At 50.8% G+C, this 22,017-nt stretch carries 20 protein-coding genes and 1 pseudogene; 14 read left to right on the top strand and 7 right to left on the bottom strand.

Annotated features, from left to right (window positions below; genetic code table 11):
- Window positions 1–45 precede the first annotated feature (45 nt).
- From SD69_RS01040 to SD69_RS01010, 7 genes are all read left to right on the top strand, one after another.
- Complete coding sequence (locus SD69_RS01040; RefSeq protein WP_041521727.1) at window positions 46–774, top strand: SapC family protein; 729 nt, start codon at window positions 46–48, stop codon at window positions 772–774.
- 62 nt (window positions 775–836) lie between these two features.
- Window positions 837–1,787 (top strand): cupin-like domain-containing protein, encoded by a 951-nt coding sequence (locus SD69_RS01035; protein WP_198144038.1) that lies wholly within the window; start codon window positions 837–839, stop codon window positions 1,785–1,787.
- Between the two features lie 33 nt (window positions 1,788–1,820).
- Window positions 1,821–3,368: a tryptophan halogenase family protein gene (locus tag SD69_RS01030; RefSeq protein WP_041521726.1), complete on the top strand. Its 1,548-nt coding sequence runs from the start codon at window positions 1,821–1,823 to the stop codon at window positions 3,366–3,368.
- Between the two features lie 86 nt (window positions 3,369–3,454).
- Complete coding sequence (locus tag SD69_RS01025; RefSeq protein WP_041521725.1) at window positions 3,455–4,939, top strand: tryptophan halogenase family protein; 1,485 nt, start codon at window positions 3,455–3,457, stop codon at window positions 4,937–4,939.
- Between the two features lie 28 nt (window positions 4,940–4,967).
- Entirely contained in the window at window positions 4,968–5,651 is a 684-nt protein-coding gene (locus SD69_RS01020) for a DUF6445 family protein (RefSeq protein WP_041521724.1), read from the top strand.
- A gap of 20 nt (window positions 5,652–5,671) precedes the next feature.
- Complete coding sequence (locus SD69_RS01015; protein ID WP_084591448.1) at window positions 5,672–6,481, top strand: cupin-like domain-containing protein; 810 nt, start codon at window positions 5,672–5,674, stop codon at window positions 6,479–6,481.
- A gap of 16 nt (window positions 6,482–6,497) precedes the next feature.
- On the top strand, window positions 6,498–7,640 hold the full coding sequence (locus tag SD69_RS01010; protein WP_041521723.1) for an AraC family transcriptional regulator: 1,143 nt from the start codon (window positions 6,498–6,500) through the stop codon (window positions 7,638–7,640).
- Window positions 7,641–8,079: 439 nt separating this feature from the next.
- Here the strand turns inward: SD69_RS01010 and SD69_RS01005 are convergent, their stop codons facing one another.
- Window positions 8,080–9,234 (bottom strand): AraC family transcriptional regulator, encoded by a 1,155-nt coding sequence (locus SD69_RS01005; protein ID WP_041521722.1) that lies wholly within the window; start codon window positions 9,232–9,234, stop codon window positions 8,080–8,082.
- 524 nt (window positions 9,235–9,758) lie between these two features.
- Here SD69_RS01005 and SD69_RS01000 point away from each other — a divergent pair.
- A complete protein-coding gene (locus SD69_RS01000; protein ID WP_041521721.1) occupies window positions 9,759–10,337 on the top strand; it encodes an MliC family protein in 579 nt (192 codons plus the stop codon).
- A gap of 213 nt (window positions 10,338–10,550) precedes the next feature.
- Window positions 10,551–11,345 (top strand): hypothetical protein, encoded by a 795-nt coding sequence (locus tag SD69_RS00995; protein ID WP_041521720.1) that lies wholly within the window; start codon window positions 10,551–10,553, stop codon window positions 11,343–11,345.
- A 75-nt stretch (window positions 11,346–11,420) separates the two neighbouring features.
- Here the strand turns inward: SD69_RS00995 and SD69_RS00990 are convergent, their stop codons facing one another.
- On the bottom strand, window positions 11,421–12,299 hold the full coding sequence (locus SD69_RS00990) for a LysR family transcriptional regulator (RefSeq protein WP_041521719.1): 879 nt from the start codon (window positions 12,297–12,299) through the stop codon (window positions 11,421–11,423).
- 104 nt (window positions 12,300–12,403) lie between these two features.
- On the opposite strand from SD69_RS00990, the gene SD69_RS00985 reads away from it, so the two are divergent.
- Together SD69_RS00985 and fghA are read left to right on the top strand one after the other, a co-directional pair.
- On the top strand, window positions 12,404–13,522 hold the full coding sequence (locus SD69_RS00985) for an S-(hydroxymethyl)glutathione dehydrogenase/class III alcohol dehydrogenase (RefSeq protein ID WP_041521718.1): 1,119 nt from the start codon (window positions 12,404–12,406) through the stop codon (window positions 13,520–13,522).
- Window positions 13,523–13,532: 10 nt separating this feature from the next.
- On the top strand, window positions 13,533–14,375 hold the full coding sequence (fghA, locus tag SD69_RS00980; protein WP_041521717.1) for an S-formylglutathione hydrolase: 843 nt from the start codon (window positions 13,533–13,535) through the stop codon (window positions 14,373–14,375).
- Here the strand turns inward: fghA and SD69_RS00975 are convergent.
- The 3 genes from SD69_RS00975 to SD69_RS00965 form a co-directional block, all read right to left on the bottom strand.
- A complete protein-coding gene (locus SD69_RS00975) occupies window positions 14,372–15,367 on the bottom strand; it encodes a GGDEF domain-containing protein (protein WP_041521716.1) in 996 nt (331 codons plus the stop codon). The genes fghA and SD69_RS00975 overlap by 4 nt on opposite strands.
- Window positions 15,368–15,520: 153 nt before the next feature.
- The gene (locus SD69_RS00970; RefSeq protein ID WP_041521715.1) at window positions 15,521–16,255 is read right to left on the bottom strand and encodes an SIMPL domain-containing protein; all 735 of its coding nucleotides are present in this window, start codon (window positions 16,253–16,255) and stop codon (window positions 15,521–15,523) included.
- 69 nt (window positions 16,256–16,324) lie between these two features.
- Window positions 16,325–17,407 carry an endonuclease/exonuclease/phosphatase family protein gene (locus tag SD69_RS00965; protein WP_041521714.1) on the bottom strand — a complete coding sequence of 361 codons (1,083 nt, stop codon included), beginning with the start codon at window positions 17,405–17,407 and terminating at the stop codon, window positions 16,325–16,327.
- Between the two features lie 106 nt (window positions 17,408–17,513).
- On the opposite strand from SD69_RS00965, the gene SD69_RS00960 reads away from it, so the two are divergent.
- The gene (locus SD69_RS00960; protein ID WP_084591648.1) at window positions 17,514–18,452 is read left to right on the top strand and encodes an alpha/beta hydrolase family protein; all 939 of its coding nucleotides are present in this window, start codon (window positions 17,514–17,516) and stop codon (window positions 18,450–18,452) included.
- A gap of 16 nt (window positions 18,453–18,468) precedes the next feature.
- Here SD69_RS00960 and ppk2 read toward each other — a convergent pair whose 3' ends face one another.
- Window positions 18,469–19,227 carry a polyphosphate kinase 2 gene (ppk2, locus tag SD69_RS00955; RefSeq protein WP_041521713.1) on the bottom strand — a complete coding sequence of 253 codons (759 nt, stop codon included), beginning with the start codon at window positions 19,225–19,227 and terminating at the stop codon, window positions 18,469–18,471.
- A 248-nt stretch (window positions 19,228–19,475) separates the two neighbouring features.
- On the opposite strand from ppk2, the pseudogene SD69_RS19180 reads away from it, so the two are divergent.
- Window positions 19,476–20,240: pseudogene (locus SD69_RS19180) on the top strand (PAS domain-containing protein); the annotation flags it as partial.
- The gene (locus SD69_RS19175) at window positions 20,214–20,771 is read left to right on the top strand and encodes a methyl-accepting chemotaxis protein (protein ID WP_408606044.1); all 558 of its coding nucleotides are present in this window, start codon (window positions 20,214–20,216) and stop codon (window positions 20,769–20,771) included. The pseudogene SD69_RS19180 and the gene SD69_RS19175, both read left to right, overlap by 27 nt.
- 12 nt (window positions 20,772–20,783) lie before the next feature.
- On the opposite strand, the gene SD69_RS00945 is transcribed toward SD69_RS19175, so the two are convergent.
- On the bottom strand, window positions 20,784–22,001 hold the full coding sequence (locus tag SD69_RS00945) for a BaiN/RdsA family NAD(P)/FAD-dependent oxidoreductase (RefSeq protein ID WP_041524283.1): 1,218 nt from the start codon (window positions 21,999–22,001) through the stop codon (window positions 20,784–20,786).
- Window positions 22,002–22,017 lie beyond the last annotated feature (16 nt).

Raw genomic sequence — 22,017 nt, 5'->3', positions numbered from 1 at the left:
TATTACCAAATCGCTTAAATAAAATGATAATGAAGGAGTGGCATTATGGCCAACACTGTATTGTTGACTGCCGATAAGCATAAGCACTTAAAAGTCAAAGCTCGCTATTCAAGTGCCTTGGGTGATAATGTCATGTGGTCACCCACCTATCCCGCAGAGTTTCGCAGCGTTCAAGCTGATTATCCAATCCTATTTCATAAAGACGCCAATAGTGAAAAATTTATACCGGCCGCATTGTTTGGTTTAGAGCAAGGTGAAAATCTATTTCTTGGCGAAAGTGAGCAATGGGACGCCGCTTACATCCCGTTAATGATGCAGCGGATTCCGTTCTCGATTGGCCTATATGGAGAAGAAAAAAAGCGTTTGGTAAATATTGACCTCGATCACCCTAAAGTAAGTGACTCTGATGGTGTGGCTTTGTTCGAAGAGCATGGTGCGCCAACCGAGTATCTTGAGCGAGTATCTGGCATGCTTGAGGCCATTCATGTCTGGGTTGAGCACAATGATAAATTTATGGCAGCCGTTAGCGAGTTGAATTTATTGGAGCCGGTAACGGTTGATATTACCCTGGAGAATGGCACCCAAGGTCAGTTGATGGGATTTTACGCCGTCAATGAAGACAAGCTAAAATTACTGGACGCAACGGATTTTCATACATTTTTTGAGCAAGATTTTCTTGAGCCCTTATATATGGCAATCGCCTCGGTGGCCAATATTCGAAAGCTTATTAACCGAAAGTCAAAGCTGACAACGAAAGCAAGTTTGGCCTCCTAACTGTCGTGATCGATAAGCCAAAGGCAATAACGAGTATTGATTGCACCGGCGAGTTTTCGCTAGTGGACTTGCAAGAAGTTTTTGCGTCCGATTCGCCGGTTAAGCTCAAAGGCTTAGTCAGTGAGTGGCCAGCGGTTAAGGCGGCACGTGGCTCCGCAGAGGAGCTGTTCAGCTACTTAAAGCAGTTTGATGCGCACCTGCCCCTAACGGTCTACTCAGGGCGTGATCCCGATGAGCCTAAGATTGGTTATAACGCAGACTTTTCCGGGTATACCTTTGACCGGGGAGTGGCGCAACTTGAGAAAATATTAAAGCAGCTGGCCATAGGGCAAGAGAGAGCTTTATATATAGGCTCGAGCTTGGTGGACCACTGGTTGCCAGGTTTTAGGTCAAGCAATGACATTGATCTTGGGGTGGTAAAGCCAACAGTCAATTTCTGGTTGGGAAATGAAACTACAATCGCGGCTCATAATGACAGCCCCGATAACATAGCCTGCTGTGTGAGTGGTAAGCGAAGATTTACGTTGTTTCCGCCCGAGCAAATTAAAAATCTGTATTTGGGCCCGGTGGATCAAACACCGTCTGGCCGACCTATTAGCCTGGTCGATTTTGATTGTCCGGATTTGCAAAGGTTTCCTGGTTTTTCAGAAGCATTGAACCAATCGCTAGAGTGCGTACTAGAGCCTGGCGATGCGATATATATACCGTCGCTTTGGTGGCATCATGTCAAAGGTGTCGATAAGGTAAATATGCTTGTTAATTATTGGTGGCGTAAAGTTCCGGAGTACAAAGGGTCGCCAGATTTAGCACTAGAGCATGCTATATTAGCCCTGCGAGGCCTTCCAGAGTCGCAGCGGAAGGCGTGGCGGGCTATGTTTGATTATTATGTTTTTGGCGAAGAAGCTAAAGCGCAGGATCATATCCCCGACGGCGTGAGGGGCGTACTTGACCCCAAAAATGAGCGCGCTGCAAGACTTGGGTGGCTAAACTTTTCCAAAAAGCTCAATCGTTAGTTATTTAATAATAACCCCGGCAATAGAAATAACATGACCGACTCCATAAAAAAAATTGTGATTCTTGGTGGTGGTACAGCAGGTTGGCTAACGGCCGGGCTTCTGGCCGCAGAGCACAATGTTGATAGCGAGAATGGTATCAACATAGTTGTTGTGGAGTCGCCCAATATGGCCCCCATCGGCGTTGGTGAGGGAACCTGGCCCTCTATGCGTGATACGCTAAAAAAAATAGGGATTAAAGAAGGCGATTTTATTCGGGCCTGTAACGTGAGTTTTAAGCAGGGTTCAAAGTTTACTGGCTGGACGTATGGGGCGGGTGAAAGCTACTTTCATCCTTTTACGCTTCCAAGCGAGTACGGCGCCATTAACCTTGCGTCATACTGGAACCAATTCAAAGAGCAAACAAGTTTTGCTAATGCGGTCTGTGCACAGCAGGCCGTTTGTGAGCTGGGACTTGCACCCAAGCAATTGACGACACCCGATTACGCGTATGTTCTTAATTACGGGTACCACCTCGACTCTGTAAAATTTTCTGAAATTTTACGAGAACATTGTGTGAAAGTGTTAGGTGTCGAACACCAGTACGCCAACGTTATCTGTGTTAATAATGATGAAGACGGTTATATTCGTGAGTTAAGGTTAGATACAGAGCATAGTATTAACGGCGACTTATTTGTCGATTGCAGTGGTTTTAAGTCGTTGTTATTAGGTGAACACTGTGGCATTCCTAGTCGGGATCTCAGTCATGTGCTGATTAACGATAGTGCGATTGCTACTCAGGCACACTACCAGAACACGGATGATGGCATTGCCTCTTGCACTGTAGGTACGGCGCAGACATCGGGGTGGGTGTGGGATATTGCGTTGCCAAACCGTCGAGGTGTAGGTTATGTGTATTCCAGTGCCCACGCGAGTGAGGTTGTAGCAGAAAATACGTTGCGCTCGTACCTTAAGCCTGGCTTAGGTGCGGCTGGTGCAGAGCAGCTTGCGCTTCGGCATATAAAGTTTAAGCCAGGATACCGAGAAACATTTTGGTATAAAAACTGTGTAGCTATTGGCTTGTCCGCAGGGTTTATCGAGCCTTTGGAGGCTACTGCGCTGGTGTTGGTCGAGCGATCGGCACAAATGCTGGCCGAAGAGCTGCCAAGCACCCGACACTCTATGGGGATTGTAGCCCGTCGCTTTAACACGAAATTCACTCGGCACTGGGAGCGAGTCGTTGACTTTTTGAAGCTGCACTACGCACTAAGCAAGCGGGACGACAGTGACTATTGGCTCGATCAGCGTAGCCAGGAAACGATACCAGACTCGCTAAACGATCTTTTAACGCTTTGGGGCGAGCGGCCGCCTTGGCTTGGGGATGACCTGGCCAGGTCAGAGTTGTTTCCCTCGGCAAGTTTTCAGTACATCCTTTATGGTATGCGACCTGACTTGTGTGTCGATCTTGACTCGCGTAGGAGCTCTCCCGAGCAAAGTGCCAAAGCGCTAACGTTATTTCAAGAAAATCAAAATAAAATTAACAAGCTAATTCGTGGTTTGCAGCCAAATAGAGCGTTATTGGAAAAGATATCCGAGAGCTAGCTTGCAAACATTGAGTGGCTGCTCAGTATTGTTGCGAATTTTAATGCGCTCGACAAAACTGGCAGAACGGTTATTCAGAGGATGCCATGAAAAATAATGTTAAAAAAGTCGTCATCGCAGGTGGTGGAACGGCCGGTTGGATGGCCGCTGCATTGCTTTCCAAAACTATGGGGAAAACCATCGAGACTGTATTAATTGAATCTGATGAAATACCCACTGTGGGGGTGGGCGAGGCCACGATTCCTCCTTTATTGACTTTTCATAATATCCTGGGCATTGATGAGCGCGAGTTTATGGCTGAGGTCAACGGCACCTTTAAGCTTGGGATATCATTTCAAAACTGGCGAAAAAAAGACCACGAGTACTTACACTCTTTCGGCTACGCGGGTAAGGATTGTTGGGCTTGTAGTTTTATTCATTTTTGGTTGGCCGGAAAAAACCGTGGTATTGATTATCCCTATGGCGACTACTGCGCCGAGATATTGGCCGCTCGTGAAGATAAGTTTGCCGTTTTACCCAAAGGTGGGATGAATTACGCATATCATATGGACGCCGGGCGGTATGCGGCCTACTTGCGAAGACTGAGTGAAGGCTGGGGTGCAAGCCGGCAAGAGGGTAAGATCACTCAGGTAAATTTAAATTCGGAAACCGGCGACATTGCATCCTTAAGCCTTGCCTCGGGCGAGCAGGTTACCGGCGACTTCTTTATTGATTGCACAGGGTTTAGGGCGTTACTCATTGAGGGTGCCTTAAATACCGGTTTCGAAGACTGGTCGCATTGGCTGCCCTGTGATCGCGCTATGGCGGTACAAACCGAATCGCTTGACGAGCCTATCCCCTATACCCGCTCTATCGCTCATGATGCAGGTTGGCAATGGCGCATTCCTCTTCAGACTAGGGTTGGGAATGGCCTGGTCTATAGCAGTAAGTATTTAGAGGACGATGCAGCGGCAGAGTTGCTACGCAGTAATATTGCCGGTAGTACGCTAAATGACATAAAACCCATTCGTTTTCGCACAGGTACGCGCCGTAAACACTGGAATAAAAACTGCTTGGCTCTGGGTTTGGCGAGTGGGTTCTTAGAACCGCTAGAGTCCACCAGTATCCATATGATTCAGCGAAGCTTAATTCGGTTTATGCAACTATTTCCGTCAAATGGTGTGCAGCAGTCGGATGTTGATGAGTTTAATGCTCAGAATAAAATCGAGGTCGAGAGAACGAGAGATTTCATTATCTTGCATTACAAGGTCACTGAGCGGGAAGATACCGCTTTTTGGCGTTACTGCAAAAACATGGACGTCCCCGCCGCATTAAAGCAAAAAATTTCGTTGTTTCGCGATTCGGGCAAGGTATTTAAGGTGGATAATGAGCTGTTTGGTGAGGAATCCTGGATGCAGGTTATGATGGGGCAGGGGATTATGCCGGCGTCGTATCATCCAATCGCCGATGTCATGAGTGATAAAGAGCTAGAGGATTTTTTATCGTCGTTAAGAAAGGGGATGCGAGCCAATGTCGATAAGCTGCCATCGCATCAGAAATTTCTCGATTTTTATTGTAAAACCAAGGGTTAATAGTGCTGTTGTGTCAGTGGTGTAGCGTATGAGCGATTACTCGGTCACCTATGTTGGGCGAGAAAAAACACCGGTGATTGTATTTGATGACTTTTTTTGGTCCGCTGATGAGCTGAAGCAGGTTGCCCCCGAGGAAAAAGCCTTCGCTGCCGCTCCCGCCGGTGGTTACCCCGGTGTGAGGGCGCCACTTCCGCCGTTGTATATCAAAAGCGTACTTGAGACGTTAGAGCCGATCATGCGTAATGTGTATGGTTTTTCGCCGGGTATAAGCGAGTCTGGCCACTATGGGTTGTATTCGCTGGTAAGTACCCCGGAGCGGTATTTATCTAAGCTGCAGCGTGTGCCCCATTTTGATACTAAGCTCGATCATTATTATGCCGTGTTGCATTATTTATCGGATGGGGAGCACGGCGGAACAGGATTTTTTAGGCATATCCCCACTGGCTTTGAGCGTATTAATGCCTCCCGCTACCCGTTATTTGTTGAAGCAGCGAAACGCCATATGGATCAGTTTGGTGTGCCAGAGAGTAAGTATGTAAAGGAGACTAACGATCATTTTGAGTTGATTCATTCGATACCCTATAAACAAGGTCGAATGTTGCTGTACCCGGGTAACCTGCTGCATTCAGGGTTGATAAACCCAAGTGCGGACATTAACTCTGATCCTACCAGCGGTAGGTTGACGGCAAATATATTTATTAATTTCCAGTAATAGTTTTATAGGTCAGGTCTGTGTCAGGTACTCAGTTAGCTCGTGTTGCTTCGGTGGATAATTGGTGCTCCTTGTCAGAAGCTGAAAGGGCTGCATTGCTCCTGCATGAAAAGCCCTTCATAATCAAAAAAATGGTAGAGCATTGGCCCTTGGTTGAGGCCGGAAAGCACTCTTTTGCTCGCTTGGCGGAATACCTATCGCAATTCGACTCGGGGTTGGTATTCGATGCAATGATTGCTGCCCCACAGGAGCAAGGTCGGTTATTTTATCGCGACACTATGGATCGCTTTAACTTTGAGCATATGAAAGGCTATTTGTCTGATGCTCTAAAAATTCTGCGTGAGCTTGAAGGGCGGGATAACCCCCCCGCATTTTACATAGGTTCGAAAAAAATATCAGAGTACCTGCCGGGTTTAGAGCGTGAGTGTGTTATAGGCGAGCTTCCTGTCCAGATACAGCCGAATATTTGGGTCGGTAATTCTGTCAATGTGGCTACCCATAATGACAATTTTGAGAATGTTGCTTGTGTTGCAGTGGGGCGCCGCCGTTTTACACTTTTTCCGCCAGAGCAAGAAGAGAACCTATACATCACTCATAGGCAGGATACGCCTGGCGGTAGGCCTATTAGTGTGGTGAACCTGCAAAGACCAGATTTTACTCAATACCCGAAATTCCGAAAAGCAATAGAGACAGCGCAGGTTGCCGAACTGGATGCAGGCGATGCTTTATATATGCCGAAATGCTGGTGGCATAACGTTGAGTCAATAAGCGACGTAAATATTTTAGTAAATTTTTGGTGGCAAGGAGCTACTCCTACTTTTAACGAATAATAATGAGCCCATCCCTATGGATGCACGTATATTTAACGTCCACGATATATTTTTGATTATCACTATTTTTGAAGCGATTTTAATTGCTTCTTACCGCTACGCCCAGCCCGGTACTGGAAAGCGCGCCAGCTATTTGCTGGTGGCATTCTTGATTGTGGTAATGCTCGATATGATTACTAATCTAATCATGTGGAATCCGTATTTCCCCATGCCGACGTTAGTTCGGGAGCACTTTCTGCCGCTGACCTTTTGTTTGAGTCATTTTGTGCGTGGCCCGCTGTTTTACTTTTATGTTCGCTCTCTCCTGTACAGCAGTGTGCCGCTGCGCCCAATTCACTTGCTACACGCGGTACCAGCGGTGATGGCAGTCGTCGTAGTGATCGCGACGGGGTTGGTGAGCTCTGATTTACAGCAGCGTTTAGGTGGCTCGAGTATCAGTACTCTGGCGAGTTTTTTGTGGTATTCCTCCAGCATGATCTCGGTGATCTATGCTATGTGGTCGATTTCAACGCTGTACTTTTATATGCATCGCGCGAAACAACATATGTCGCAGTTGCCGGGCTCCGAGATTACCTGGATGGCGGTGCTTAGCGTGTGTTTTTTGATTAGCTGGGCCTGGTCGATTGTGGTGGTGGTTAGCGCTGATTTGGTGGGAGGAGTGTTTGCCGATACGGTAGGTACATCTCACAATTTCATTCGCTTTTTATTGATGAACGGCCTCATCTTTATTAGCCTTATCTATACGGGGAGGTTCATTCGGTTGCAGTCAGAGGCGCACCCTGAAGAAGAGGATGCCGTATCCGATGAAGTACTTCAGGTGATCGAGCAGGGGATTCAAACTCAGCGTTTGCATTTACAGCCGAGTATTAATATTGATCAGTTTTCTGAGAAAATAGGCTTGCCGGTGCGCACCGTGTCACACGCGATTAACCGCCACTTGGGCACGCGCTTCTTTGAGTTTATTAATCAGCACCGTATTGAAGAGGCCAAGCGCCTGTTATCCGACCCCAAAGCCAATGATATGACCATTCTGGATGTGCTCTTAGCGTCTGGCTTTAATAATAAGTCCTCTTTTCACCGCTTTTTTAACCGTTTAGTGGGCACCTCTCCGAGCGATTTTCGTCGCCGTGCTCAGCGCGCGGCGCCCCCGGCTAAGTAACCTTCCCGTACTGTGGCTATGTTTTTCGCTGCGCTGTCTGAACCGCCCCGGTTAAGGGGGCGCAGTAGGTAATCAGGCCGATTTTGAGTATCCCACTTCTCGTGGAGAAAGTGGTTCTGGTCTTGCCAGTACTGGGCTTCGGGCGATTCACCGGCGGGTTGAGGTTCCCATCTTGAGGGATTTTTAAAGGTGGGACGAAATGGCTGTAAAGGAGTGTCAATCTATACTCATACGAGTGAAAGGGCAGCCGGTAACTCCGGTTTTTACTCGTGTTCGGCCGGCGGCAGGTCAGGTGGCTGTCGGTGTGAGCTTGGCAATATGTGAATATTTCCAACTCTCCTTCATGTGATTGCCCCCTCTTTGAGGGGGCCTTTTTACCCCCTCTGCGCGCTAGTTCGCCCACCCTTTACTAATCTAGAGTAGCTTTAAACTTAGACAGTTAAGCGGCTTTGCCGGATTGTATCGCCTGTTTACGAAACTCCGATGGTGACATTCCCACCAAGCGCTTAAAAAAACGGTGAAAAGCCGACTTACTGTTAAAGCCCGCCTGTAGCAGAATGTCTAAGATGGTTTTGTCTTTCGAGGCTGGGTCGGCGAGCAAGCGCTTGGCCTCGTCTACCCGGTAGGAGTTCATAAACTCGAAGAAGTTGGTGCCAAAGTGCTTATTGATGACGCCGGATACATCTCGTATGGGCAGATCAATTCGGGCCGAGAACTCTTCAATATTGAGGTTGTGCTCTAAGAACAGTTGTTGCTCCTCCATGCCGGCTTTAACCTTCTGGATGGCGTCCTCATCGGGGCGGTCTGCCACAGGGGCTTTGGTGACTTCCTCGGCCTTAGTGGTTTGCACATTGTGGGCGTAGGCCAGGCTGTAGGTGAACAGGCCGTTGATTAAGATAAAAATCAGGTAGTTCTCTGATATGCCAAGCCAGTCTGAGGCCTCGGTCGATACAAACTGTGCGCCGATATGCACAAAAATTGAGAAAGCCCAGCTTAGCGAGAAACCGATGGTCAGCACCGACAGCCAGCTAGGCTCACTGGTAGGAATTGAGGAGTACTGCTCTTTGAGCTTGCTATAGTAGTGGCTGATGACGTAGATCGCCGCCAAACCATAAATAAAGGGCACCAGCTTAGTGGCGTGCCATAGGTAGTTAACGATTTGCTGCGAGGTCGCGGTGGCAGTGGCGCTGCGCCAGCGGAGATCATCGCTATCGATCGAAAAAGCCGCCAGACACAGCCAGGCGGCTGCGACAGGTGCCAGATGCGTTAGGTATTTACGCTTAAGGACAAAGGAGTGCTGAGTTAGCGACAAAACATAAAAGAACAGTGCGGGCCCTTTGGTGAGCACGGCAAAGGTCAGTAAGTAAGGGACAATATGCAGATCAAAAAAAGTGCCTATATGGACGGCATCGTTCCATAACACCAGAATACAGAGCGACTGAATCCCGGTGATTAGTAAAAAGCTAATAAGTAGCGCACTCGCCAGACGTTTAGTGGTAACAGGCAGCGCCCATTGAAACAGTGCAAGCAGTACGCACTCGATCATCGTCATTAACAGCACGACGTCGTGAATATTAAAGATATGAGTATCCATGCAGAGGGCAGCTTATTTTAAGTAATGTCAGGTCTAGTAGATCTAGCTTTTATTGTGTTTTGTCATAGTATAAGTGAAATGTAAGGCTTCGCAATGGCAAATAACCAGCAGCTTAACGCTGCTATAGTCCGTCTTAGCTGATCTTGGTCGCGCCAACGACTTTTACAGCACGTGCGCACCGGCCGGGACGATACGGCGCCAGCGGTTATTGTCGGTCAGTGCTGGCGACACATCGTATGGCGGGTTCTGGCACAAGCGAGCCTAGCCGGAGCAGTCAGTGGTAAAAGGTAGGTAAAACCAACCAGATACTTGTAGGGGGCACGCGATAACAGACAATAATCTGCCATTTACGGTTGAGTGGCGGCTGGKATTCATTGGGGGATGGAAAATACTGCCAGTTCTGGCAAAACAAGCTAAGCTCACAGGTGGTAAATTCGCTTAAGCGAACGATACGACGCTTAAGCGCTAGTGCGCTATTTGCTCAAGTGCTAAGCATGAAATATATCCAACCGAAGGAATGGAGCATGAAGTTTTTCTCTTTACCCCTTACCTTAACTTTAGTGGTTGTTGCGTTGCTAGCGGCTTGCTCTGAACAAGACAGCGCGGTTGCGCCACCGCCCCAGCCTAAGGCTGCCACTGCCACAGAGGCGGCGGCCTACGATGCCACGAGTTGGCGCGAGATAATCCCCGAAAGCTGTAACAGCTTTTTTGATGGCTGTAACACCTGCCGCCGGGCACCGGGCGCCGCCGAAGCGGCCTGCACCCGAAAAGCTTGTATGAAGTATCAACAGCCCCGCTGTTTAGATGACGAACAAGCCAGTGCCGGGCAAGCCGGGCGCCAAGTACAGTATCAATGTGCCGGGGAGGCCCGCTTTACGGTGTTTTTTGGCGAATACCGGGCCGACGACCAGCGCGTTAAGCTGGGCCCCGATGAGGTGATGTTGTCGGACGCGCAATCACGCACGACTTACAAGCTAACCCGCGAGCGCTCGGCCTCGGGCGCTAAGTATACCGATGGCACCTTATCTTACTGGTCGAAAGGTTCTGAAGCGGTATTGCAGCAATCGGGCGATACCTTGTATCAAGGCTGCCAGGAGCAGTAATCCGGCCAACGCTGCGGCTACATTTGATGTAATACCAGACCGCTACCGAGCAGCGACTTATGTCGCTGGGTAGGGAGGCGCGTCAACTGTCTCTCGTGTGGGCTCTCTGGCCATCACGGTGGCGTCATAAAGACGGAAATTTCTAGATTTGTGCGATCGTTCTTGTAGCGTGTCACAACCAGCATGAACTTCTATAAGGGAGAGGAAGAAGGAATGAACAGTAAGCTAATATCTCAGGCCAGTGTTGTAGCGATTCTCGGTTTGTCAGTAACCGCTGTGGCAGAGGATGAAGTCCAGGATATGTCCGACCCGTTAGCAATTTATACGCAGGTTGGGGCGGGCATAACCGATAAAGGCATCAACCTCAAAGTGGGTCAGTCTTACGATACAGGTGACCCGGCCACAGCGGGTATGAACCTGATAGAAGTTAAAGGGATTTATGGTGACGCTTTGGGTTGGCTTAGCGATAGTAAGACGACGGACTCGGTTGACTCTTTCCGCTTTCGTAACTTCACTGTAGATCTAACCCAGGGGCGTGGTACACAAATAGATGCGACGGTCAGCCTGAAGCAGAATCTTGTGGCCGAGAAGTCTGCCGATATTTCCTATGGCATCATGCAGGCGCTGCCCAAGATGGGCCGCTTTAATCTATACCCTTTGGTGGGCGTTGGGACATCAATGGGCGAGAACGTGATTGAAGACGACGGCTCGATTGATAGTGGGTACTCGATTATGGGTTTTTACGGGTTGGCTGGTATGTACGCCAAATTCGCCGTAACCGATAAGATTTGGATTAACTATAACCCATTCTGGCTGACGACTATTAGCGGCTCGGATAATTATGAAGATAATTATTATGGCCTTGATAACAGCGATATTTTAACCCACGAGTTTGCGCTGAGTTACCAAATTACCCCGCGTTTTAATGTACGTTACTTTGCCAACTGGAACGAGAACGTGGATTTTGTCGATGGCGACCAGCGTATTGAGTTTAATTACCAGCTGTAAGCATTAGGTCAAATCGTCGTACTAAAGCAAGGTGGCGCCTTAGGGGCGTCAGCTTGCTGCTATTAGCAGCCTCGCTCAATACAGCTTGGCGAGCTGCTTTTCCAGGTAATCAACCAACAGCTGCACTTTGGGCGATAGTCGGCGGTTCGCAGGATACAACGCCCAAATCCCTTCTTTTGCTGGCGCATAGGCGCTAAGCACCTCAACTAATTCGCCGTTGGCAAGCTCGCTCTGCAGATAGTAATCGGGCAGCTGCACCAGCCCTAACCCCTGACAGGCAGCACTGCGCAGCGCGGGTCCGTTGTTGCAGCGTAAGCTGCCATTGACCGGTAGATTTTGCGCCCGCCCGTTAATCGTAAAGCGCCAGTAATCTAACGTGCCCAGCAGGCAATTGTGGTGTGCCAGCTCGCTGGGAGTATGGGGCTGGCCGTGGCGGGCCAAATACTCGGGCGACGCGCACACCATAGGTTGGCGCTCGGCCAGTTTACGGGGGATTAATTGCTCGTCCTCTAGCAGGCCAATGCGCACCGCAAGATCTATACTTTCATCGATTAAATCCAGACGCTGATTACTAAGCTGTAAATCGATACTAAGCCCCGGGTAGCGTTGGGCGAACTCACTGATGAGCGGGGCTAGGTACTTTTCACCAAACGAGACCGGCGCAGTAAGGCGCAAATGACCAGTGGGTGTGTGCTGTAAATTGGCCAGCGCGCTATCGGCGGCGGCCAGGGCATCGAGAATTTGCCGGCAGTGCTGATGGTACACACGGCCCTCTTCGGTGAGGCTGACTTTGCGTGTGGTGCGCATCAGCAAGCTAACCCCCATGCGCTGCTCGCGTGCTTTAACCTGTCGGCTTATGTGGGCCACCGAGCTGCCCAGGCGTTGCGAGGCACGGGTAAAACTGCCGGTTTCGGCCACCGCGACAAACTCGTTGATACCTGCCCAGTCAGCCATTAGCCTCTCATTGTTACCATAAAGTAATAAGGTTTTACAGCTTAACACGATTATTAACGCTGGTTGAGGTAATACAATAGTAAAAACACTGAAAGGAGAGTGAGATGATTAAATCTCGTGCCGCCGTGGCCTGGGGCCCCGGTAAGCCGTTAAGTATCGAAGTGGTTGATGTCATGCCGCCGCAAGCCGGCGAAGTATTGATCAAAGTGGTTGCCAGCGGCGTTTGCCATACCGATGCTTTTACCTTGTCCGGCGAAGATCCCGAGGGCAACTGGCCAGCCATTTTGGGCCATGAAGGTGGTGGTATTGTCGAGCAGGTGGGTGAGGGTGTAACCGACTTAAAGGTGGGCGATCACGTGATCCCGCTGTACACCCCCGAGTGTGGTGAGTGTAAGTTTTGTACGTCGGGCAAAACTAATCTGTGCCAGCAAATTCGCGAAACTCAGGGCAAAGGTCTGATGCCCGACGGTACCACGCGCTTTTATAAAGACGGTGAGCCGATTTATCACTACATGGGTTGCTCGACTTTCTCGGAGTATACCGTGTTGCCCGAGATATCTCTGGCTAAAGTCAATAAAACCGCGCCGCTAGAAGAAGTGTGTTTGCTCGGTTGTGGTGTTACCACCGGTATGGGCGCCGTGTTGAATACCGCGAAAGTTCAATCCGGCGATAGCGTGGCAATTTTTGGTTTAGGTGGCATTGGCTTATCGGCCATTATCGGTGCCACCATGGCCGGCGCCGGGCGGATTATCGCCATTGATTTAAATGAGCGTAAGTTTGATTTAGCTAGGCAGTTGGGGGCTACCGACTGCATCAACCCCAAAGATTACGATAAGCCTATTCAAGAGGTGATCGTCGAGTTAACCGATGGCGGCGTAGACTTCTCGTTTGAGTGCATCGGTAATGTCGATGTGATGCGTTCGGCACTGGAGTGCTGCCATAAAGGCTGGGGTGAGTCGGTGATTATTGGTGTGGCTGGCGCCGGGCAAGAAATTAGCACCCGTCCTTTTCAGTTAGTCACCGGGCGGGTTTGGCGCGGTACCGCCTTCGGCGGCGTTAAAGGCCGTTCTGAATTACCGGGGATCGTGGAAGATTACTTGGCCGGAAAGTTTAAGTTGGACGACTTTATTACCCATACCATGGGGCTGGACGATATTAATAAAGCGTTTGATTTAATGCACTCGGGTGAATCCATTCGCAGTGTGATTCACTTTAACAAGTAAAGGGGTACGTATGAGCCTTGAATTGTTAAACAGCAATAAAAGCTTTGGCGGTTGGCACAAGCAGTATCAGCACCAATCAACCGCTTTAAACTGCTCTATGCGCTTCGCTATTTATTTGCCACCGGCTACGTCTGCGGGCGTCAAGGTGCCGGTGCTTTATTGGCTGTCTGGACTAACCTGTACCGACGAGAATTTTATGCAAAAAGCCGGCGCGTTTCGAGCCGCCGCCGAATTGGGGGTTGCGATTGTCGCACCCGATACCAGCCCTCGCGGCGAAGGCGTGGCTGACGCCCCGGATGGCGCCTATGACTTAGGTTTGGGGGCGGGCTTTTACGTCAATGCCACGCAAGCGCCATGGTCGAGCCACTACAAAATGTACGATTACGTACAGCAGGAGTTGCCCGATTTAATCGAACAGCACTTTCCGGTTACCGACCGGCGCTCTATTAGTGGCCACTCGATGGGCGGTCACGGTGCGTTAGTGATGGCTTTAAAAAATCCCGAGCGCTATCAAAGCGTAAGTGCGTTTAGCCCGATCGCTAACCCGGTGAATTGCCCCTGGGGGCAAAAAGCGTTTAAAGCGTATTTAGGTGAAGACCGTGATGCTTGGGCCGAGTACGATGCCAGCGTCTTAATGACAACGGGAGGCACGGTGCCCGCGTTGGTTGACCAGGGCGAGGGCGATACGTTCTTAACCGAACAGTTAAAGCCCGAATCGTTAACGGCGGCAGCCGAGACGAGCGGTTATCCGCTTACGTTACGCATGCAACCGGGGTACGATCACAGCTATTATTTTATCGCCAGCTTTATTGATGAACACGTGCGGTTTCACGCCGATTATTTGCAACGTTAGTTAAGGGTCGCTGTGTTGTTGGGCAGTGGTCGAACACAGTTTCGGCCACTGCCTTTTGCTTGATAAAGCGCTTTATCAGCGCATTTAATCCAGTGGTTCCAGGGCTTCTCTACGTCGTGTTGCGAACAGCCAAATGAGGCGGTTAATGCTGGCGAATGATCTTTAAACGCCTGCTCAATTTCTAGCCTAAGGCTTTCGGCGACTTGTATGGCGCCCTCAAGAGGCGTGTTATTAAGCAGTAGCAAAAACTCCTCGCCACCATAGCGATACACCTGGTCATTATTGGCTCGCAGGCGGCCATGAATAATATCGGCCACTTTTTTTAGGGCGATATCGCCTTGCTCATGGCCGTGAGTATCGTTGGTCTCTTTAAAGTGATCCAGGTCGAGTAAAATAATAGAGCCGCTAAAGGCGTCTGTTTGTTCATGGTTGTGCGCTTCCAGATATTGGCTAAGCTTGCGGCGGTTGCCGATACCCGTTAGAGGGTCGATGGTGGCTTGTTGCTGCAGTTGTTGCCGCTGATCTTCTGTGCGCCAGGAGAACACCCACCCAAACGCATTGACCAGTAACAGTGTCACCAGAAGCTCAAAGAGAACTAAGGACTCTTTGAAGTGGTTGATAAGCGGTGTTAAGGCAATCAGGGCGCATACATTGATGATGCCGGCAAAGCGCGCTGGCAGAATAAAAAAGTTGGCAATTGATATCGGGTAAATCCAATAAATAAGGGTGTCGGCTTTCAAGTGAGCCATAGCAACCCCGGCGGTTGTATAAAAAATGGAGAGTACGATGCTGGCCAGCTTGATCCGGCCGGTGCGCAGCGCCACTACCAAGATAACAACCATGCCGCCGATAATAATGCCATCGGCAATTGCTAATAACCACTCTTGAGATAAAACGCGGGCGACCGCAAAGGGAGTAATCGCCAGAATGGCGCAGCTGCACAGCAAAATGACCATGGCGAGCTGAAAGTGCTCTCGAAGAATCTTTAGCATAGCAAAAAAACTGTGCCTCGGGCGGTGGCAGGGCTAATCGCTGCGAGTTGGCAAACCTATAGCTTAGGTGACGAGCTTATTATGTAACATAGCAACCCATTGGGGTTTTCGCAATATTTTCGGCCAGCGCCCCAAAGGCACTGGCCGCCGTGGCTAAGGATTGATTTTAAAGATGACATTAATCCGTTTGCTTAAGGTAATGGTCTCGGGGGCAAACAAATCGAACGATCGACCTCGGTCGGCCGCCATGGATATAGCGCCGAATTTTTCGGCACTAACGCCAAAACGCGCCATAAAATTATCAAAGCCGGCGTCTTCAGTAATGGCATAAACCGATTTAATCTCGGCATCGAGTGCGGCGGCCAGGTTGTTGCCGCGCTCGCGTGCATCGGCTCCGGCTTTAGCAACAAGTGAAGTCATCACCTCGTCGCGGTTCGATATGTCAAAGCTCGCATTTAGGCCGCTGGTGTTGTCCATGCGCATAAGCTTATTCATGAGTTTTTCATAGGTATCTAGGCCGTCTACCTCTAACGTAAATCGTTGAGTCACCTCGTAGCCGATAATCTCCATATTACCGTTCATGTTTTCACGGTTGCGACGCACTTGTTTATCGATTGCATAAGACTCAATCTGCTCATGGCTTAGCCCGTTTTCTTTGGCAAGTGCAACCACTTCGGCGCCACGCTCGGCCACCGTATTCATGGCAAGTTCGGCGCTTTTATTAAATTCCATTACCTGAAAGTTAACGGTGACAGTATCGGGGGCAACCTCGATCTCGGCCTCGCCGGTCACGGTGATAAACGGGAAGTCGGGCATCGGTTGCGCCCAGGTGGATACGCTAACCGCGAGTACAGCGGTGGCAGAGAGTAATTTTTGTAAAAGTGTCATATCAAGCTCCTGTAGGTACACGTGCATTTGACGTTTATAGCGAGTTTCAGTTCCGGCTCCGGGGGGTGACTATTGTCCGGGCTTAGGGACCTCCTGCTTGTTCACGCCTTGATCCGCCACCTTCTCCTCGGCAAACTGCTGCTCGTCGGTGCTGGGCTCGGGTTTATCTTGCTGGTTCTGTTGCCTTGGGGTAAAGGCCAATTGAGTATAGAGCGCGAAGTGATCAGAGCCAAACGGCTGCAGCCGGTGCATATCAACCAAGGTAAAATGATCAGAGTGAAACACATGGTCCAGCGGCCAGCGTAGTAATCGGTATTCGGCGTGAAAGGTGTTAAACATACCCCGGCCAATACGCGGGTCTAGCAGCCGGCTAATGCGGCGAAAGGCTTTGGTGGTGCGTGACCAGGCCACGTCATTTAAGTCGCCCGTAACGATCACAGGGTCTGTGACGCTTTTAAGGCTGCGGGCTACCACCAGGAGCTCGGCATCGCGCTCGGAGGATTCGCTGTTCTCTGTGGGGCTGGGAGGCGCCGGGTGTAAAAAATGGCAGCGTACTTTGTCGCCGGAGCGCAATTCTACTTCGGCGTGCATGGAGGGTTTATCGTCTTCAACTAAAAAGTTGATGCTCGCGTCTTGCAGCGGTAACTGAGAGTACAAGTGCATGCCGTAGAGGTTGTCCAATGGGCACTTGAGTGTGTGTGGGTAATCGTCTTGCAGTACATCAAGCTTCTCTTGCCACCACTGATCTGACTCCAGGGTGACTAAAATATCGGGTTTAAGTTGGCGTATCTGCCGCAACAGCTTATCGGCGCCCCGGTTTGGGGTGAGAACATTGGCCGTTACGATACTGATGGTGCGCTCGCTACCAGGTTGTTTACAGCCTTTTACCTCGCACTGGTAAAGTGGGGTGTAGGGCAGAATCCACCATAACTGATAAGCCAGGCAGGCAAAGGCAATTGCCAGCATCGTTAAGGCGGCAGGTGCTTCAAACCCTACAAAAATAAATAGGCCGATGATTTCGATCACCCATAGCCCGGCGATCTGCAACCTCGGGAAGTCGAGTACCCGTACCGGCCAGGCATCAATGCGCGCCAGCGGTAACAAGGTAAAAAGCGCAAGTAGTGCGGTTAGCACGATAAAAAATATGAGCATGATAAATCCCTGACGTTCTGAATGCTCGACTGTACCACAAGCACAGATCCAGGCGTGTGTCACACGCGTAGCTATACGGGTGGATCTCTTTAATCTGGGTGTGGGTATGCGACAGGGCAAAAACTTGGTGGGTGGGCGAGTACTTGGGGCTTTCACGGTAGCCTTGGTGATCTCCTTAAGCGCTGGTTGTGGTGGCAGCGGCAGCACCGGTGGCACAAACCAAAGCCCGGCCGGGAGTTCTCTATCGTCTGCGCCGTTGCGGGATGACGTAGTCGTGCCCGCGCGCATCGCGTGGGGCGATCATCCGTCTCAGTTTGCCGACTTATACTTGCCTGACGAGTCTAGTGGCTTGTTGCCGGTTATTATTATGATTCATGGCGGTTGCTGGAGCTCGGCTTATGGCCTGGAGTTTCAAGCGGGTTTAGCGCAGGCCATGGCCGGCCGAGGCTTTGCCGTATGGAATATTGAATACCGCCGTTTAGGCAACGGGGGCGAGTGGCCGGTGATGTTTAAAGATGTTGCGGCGGCGGCAGACTATCTGCCCGCGATCGCGCAGGACTATCAACTAAACACCCGCGCGGTTACGGTTATAGGCCACAGTGCGGGCGGGCACCTGGCGCTGTGGTTGGCCAGCCGGGGGCAAATTGCCCCAGACAGCCGCTTATATAACCCCGAGCCATTAGCCGTTAAGGGCGTGCTCAGCCTTGCGGGTATTGGCGATTTAACCTCCCGCGCCTGTGGCGAGTCTGCCGGGCGTATTCTTGATCGGGCGGCCATTGATACAGCGCAATATCAGGCACGGTTAGCGGCAGCCTCGCCCCTGGAGCTACTGCCCACAGGCGTTAGCACTCGCCTGTTAAGCGGCAGTAATGACGGCATTGTGCCATCAGATTTGGCTCAAGCTTACGTGGGGGCCGCGCAGCTTGCTGGCGATGATAGCGAGCATTTGCTTATTGCCGGGGCTGATCACTTTGACCTAATTGACCCAGAATTTATGGATATAACCCTACTAGAGAACACGCTGCGGCAGATGCTGGCCCAGTAACGGCCGCTATAGGCGGTCAGGGGGCAATATGGCCATCGTGTAGGTGTTTTTTGTCAAAGGTAAAGATAATGTCGGGGTTGGGCTCCTGGTAGTCGAACACTCTGGCCGGGGACTCTACCTGTTGCAGTAAGTGACGAATCACCGCCAGCCGGGCGCGCTTTTTGTTGTTGGCATTAACAATTGTCCAGGGGCTGTGCGCGCGGTGGGTTTGCATCAGCATGGCGTTGCGGGCCTGACTGTAATCGTCCCAGCGCTCTTGGGCGACGGCGTCGATAGGGCTTATCTTCCATTGCTTTAACGGGTCGTCGCGCCGCGCCTGCAGGCGCTTGGCTTGCTCCTCCCGGTCGATATCCAGGTAATACTTAACAATCTGCACACCCGACTTGTTTAGCAGTGCCTCAAAATCGACCACCGTGTCTATAAACTGCCGGTATTGTGCCTCGCTGCAAAACCCCATCACACGTTCAACGCCAGCCCGGTTGTACCAGCTGCGGTTCATTAACACCATCTCCTGGGCTTTGGGTAGGTGGGCAACATAGCGCTGAAAGTACCAGCTTTTCTGCTCTTGGTCGGATGGCTTACCCAGCGCGACAACGCGGGTTTCCCGTGGGCTCAAGTGCTCCACAATGCGTTTAATGACGCCGTCTTTGCCGGCGGCATCGCGCCCTTCAAAAATTACCAATAGCTGTAGGTCGCTGGCAATCAGGTGCTTTTGCAGTTTAACCAGCTCCACCTGAAGGTGGTGCAAGCTCTCTTTGTAGTGAATATTACTCATGGGGCGTATCTGCTCCTGTGGCACAATATTAAGAAGGTTTATGTTCAGCTAAAGTCAAACTAATAACAAAACAATCTGAAAGATTTTTGCCTTTGGGGTCGATATTGACTGTATCACCCTCGTGTTTGTGATTCTGGTGTATCTTTATAGAGTAGCCCAGTAGCTGTTGGGCTGCCGCCGTGTGTGACAGCGAATATCGCTGATAGCCAAATGCGTAATACGGGAATTTAATTCATAAGGACAATGCTATGTTTGGGCAACAAAAAAAACTGGTGCTGCAACTGGATCAGCTGGACGGGCAATGCGGTGCACTCCGGGCAGACCTTAATGCCATTAAGAGTAGTATGGGGTATATCGAGTTCACCCCGGCCGGGGATATTATTGATGCCAATCCGTTATTTTTGCAGGTGGTGGGCTACGCTGCTAGCGAGGTAATCGGCCGGCATCACCGTATGTTTTGTGAGCCAGATTATGTGGAGTCTGAAGAGTATCAGCAGTTTTGGCAGGACTTACGCGCCGGCAAAACAAAAAAGGGTACGTTTAACCGGCGCATTAAAAATGGCGAGGCCATTTGGCTTGAAGCCAGCTATTTTCCGGTATTCTCCGGCGCCAATGTGGTTAAAGTTATTAAAATTGCCTCGGACGTTACCGCCACTCAGCGATCGCTACAAGAGCGCAATGCCCTGTTTAGCGCGCTCGATACGTCATTGGCGGTCATAGAGTTTACGCCCGATGGCACGATCTTAACGGCGAATCAAAATTTTCTGCAAACCGTTGGTTACGAATTGACTGAGGTGGTCGGCGAGCACCACAAAATATTTTGCACGGAATCGTTTTATCGCAATAATCCAGACTTTTGGCAGTCGCTGGCGCGGGGCGAGTTTAAGTCGGGCAAGTTTGAGCGCCGCGGCAAGAACGGTCAGGCGATTTGGCTGGAGGCGACGTACAATCCCATTTACGACGATAAGGGTCGGGTATACAAAGTTATCAAGTTTGCCAGTGACATCACCGTTCGTATTGATACGGCCCTGCAGGCTATCGAGACGGCCTCATCGACATCAGAGCAAACCTCACACATCACCGCCGAAGCTCGCTCGCGCCTCGGCGACGCTGTAGCCACAGCGAATCAGGTAAGTGAGCAAATTGCCCAGGCTTCAGAGATTACCGACCGGTTGAACTCTCAGTCTGACAGCATCAGTACTATTGTCAGTACCATTCGCTCTATTGCCGATCAAACTAACCTGCTAGCGTTAAATGCAGCCATCGAGGCGGCTCGGGCGGGGGATCAGGGGCGCGGGTTTGCGGTGGTGGCCGATGAGGTGCGGCAGTTGGCGTTTCGCACCAGTGAAGCCACAGAAGAAATTGCCTCGGTGGTAAGCCATGATCACGAGCTAACCCGCGCGATACGCGAAAAAATGGAGCAGGTCAGCCTGATCTCGGCCGAGGGGCAAACCAAGATCAGTGGTTTAACCGAGGGGCTAACAGAGGTCGAGCAGGGCGTCAGTCATTTTGCCGAAATGGTGGGGCAGTTGGTCGAGCGCTAAGCGCGCTGGTTTTTAACCTTGAGGGTTTAGTGGCAGCGACTGGGCGGCGCAGTAACCACTCGCCCAGGCCCACTGAAAGTTGTACCCCCCGAGCCAACCGGTCACATCCAGTACCTCACCTATAAAGTACAGCCCAGGTGACTTTTTGCTCTCAAACGTCTTTGACGAGACTTCATCGGTATCGATGCCACCGCGGGTAACCTCGGCGGTGCGATAACCTTCCGTGCCTGCCGGCTTGCACGCCCAGCGCTGCAGGCAATCGGCTAAATGCTCGATATCGGTATTGCTCAACTGCGCCAGCGGTAAGTGTAAATAAGGTTGCGCCCCGTGAAACTCGAGCCAGGCTTGTACAAAGCGCTTGGGTAGGTGTTGTGCCAGCAGCTTGGTCAGCCCCGCTTTTTCGCCCCGGTCGCGCCACTGCTTAAGCTGCTCGGCAATATTCAGTTGGGGTAAAAAGTCGATGACAATAGTATCGCCCGGGTGCCAGTAGTTAGAAATTTGTAGCACCGCAGGGCCACTAATGCCTTTGTGAGTAAACAACAAAGCCTCGGCAAAGCGTTGTTCGGCGCAGCTTATGGTTACCGGCAAAGAAACTCCCGCCATGGACTGCATCAATGCGAGCAGCTCCGCTTTAAAAGTGAAGGGCACCAGAGTGGCGGCGCGCGGCTTTATTTTTAGGCCAAATTGTTTGGCAATGTCGTAGCCAAAACCCGTGGCGCCCATGGTGGGGATAGACAGCCCGCCCGTGCCTATCACCAGTGAGTGACAGCGCCACGGCCCCATGCTGGACTCTATCTGGTAACGATGCTCTGGGGTGGCTATCGGCTCGATTGATTCAATGTCGCAGTGGGTTACGATCTCCACACCGTATTGTTCACACTCGGCGAGTAAAATATTCAGAATATCCTTGGCCTTGTTGTCGCAAAACAGTTGGCCGAGGGTCTTTTCGTGATAGGCCAGCTGATACTTTTCGACCAGTGCGATAAAGTCCCACTGGGTAAAGCGCGCCAAAGCCGATTTGCAAAAATGCGGATTACCTGAGAGATAGTTGCCGGGCTCGACATGGTAGTTGGTAAAGTTGCAGCGTCCGCCGCCGGACATCAGAATTTTTTTGCCGACTTTGTTGGCGTGATCCAGCAGAGCTACCCGTAGGCCGCGCGCTGCAGCTGACGCGGCACACATCAAACCGGCGGCGCCCGCGCCAATAATAATCACATCGTAGCGTTTCATAACTTCAACCAGCCAA

Source organism: Gilvimarinus agarilyticus (assembly GCF_000832015.1).
Classification (GTDB): domain Bacteria; phylum Pseudomonadota; class Gammaproteobacteria; order Pseudomonadales; family Cellvibrionaceae; genus Gilvimarinus; species Gilvimarinus agarilyticus.
This window is presented reverse-complemented; position numbering and strand designations above follow the sequence as displayed.

Coding starts and splice junctions, on each gene's coding strand:
- SD69_RS01040 (WP_041521727.1), top strand. CDS start 46: ATGGCCAACACTGTATTGTTGACTGCCGATAAGCATAAGCACTTAAAA.
- SD69_RS01030 (WP_041521726.1), top strand. CDS start 1,821: ATGACCGACTCCATAAAAAAAATTGTGATTCTTGGTGGTGGTACAGCA.
- SD69_RS01025 (WP_041521725.1), top strand. CDS start 3,455: ATGAAAAATAATGTTAAAAAAGTCGTCATCGCAGGTGGTGGAACGGCC.
- SD69_RS01020 (WP_041521724.1), top strand. CDS start 4,968: ATGAGCGATTACTCGGTCACCTATGTTGGGCGAGAAAAAACACCGGTG.
- SD69_RS01010 (WP_041521723.1), top strand. CDS start 6,498: ATGGATGCACGTATATTTAACGTCCACGATATATTTTTGATTATCACT.
- SD69_RS01005 (WP_041521722.1), bottom strand. CDS start 9,234: ATGGATACTCATATCTTTAATATTCACGACGTCGTGCTGTTAATGACG.
- SD69_RS01000 (WP_041521721.1), top strand. CDS start 9,759: ATGAAGTTTTTCTCTTTACCCCTTACCTTAACTTTAGTGGTTGTTGCG.
- SD69_RS00995 (WP_041521720.1), top strand. CDS start 10,551: ATGAACAGTAAGCTAATATCTCAGGCCAGTGTTGTAGCGATTCTCGGT.
- SD69_RS00990 (WP_041521719.1), bottom strand. CDS start 12,299: ATGGCTGACTGGGCAGGTATCAACGAGTTTGTCGCGGTGGCCGAAACC.
- SD69_RS00985 (WP_041521718.1), top strand. CDS start 12,404: ATGATTAAATCTCGTGCCGCCGTGGCCTGGGGCCCCGGTAAGCCGTTA.
- fghA (WP_041521717.1), top strand. CDS start 13,533: ATGAGCCTTGAATTGTTAAACAGCAATAAAAGCTTTGGCGGTTGGCAC.
- SD69_RS00975 (WP_041521716.1), bottom strand. CDS start 15,367: ATGCTAAAGATTCTTCGAGAGCACTTTCAGCTCGCCATGGTCATTTTG.
- SD69_RS00970 (WP_041521715.1), bottom strand. CDS start 16,255: ATGACACTTTTACAAAAATTACTCTCTGCCACCGCTGTACTCGCGGTT.
- SD69_RS00965 (WP_041521714.1), bottom strand. CDS start 17,407: ATGCTCATATTTTTTATCGTGCTAACCGCACTACTTGCGCTTTTTACC.
- SD69_RS00960 (WP_084591648.1), top strand. CDS start 17,514: ATGCGACAGGGCAAAAACTTGGTGGGTGGGCGAGTACTTGGGGCTTTC.
- ppk2 (WP_041521713.1), bottom strand. CDS start 19,227: ATGAGTAATATTCACTACAAAGAGAGCTTGCACCACCTTCAGGTGGAG.
- SD69_RS00945 (WP_041524283.1), bottom strand. CDS start 22,001: ATGAAACGCTACGATGTGATTATTATTGGCGCGGGCGCCGCCGGTTTG.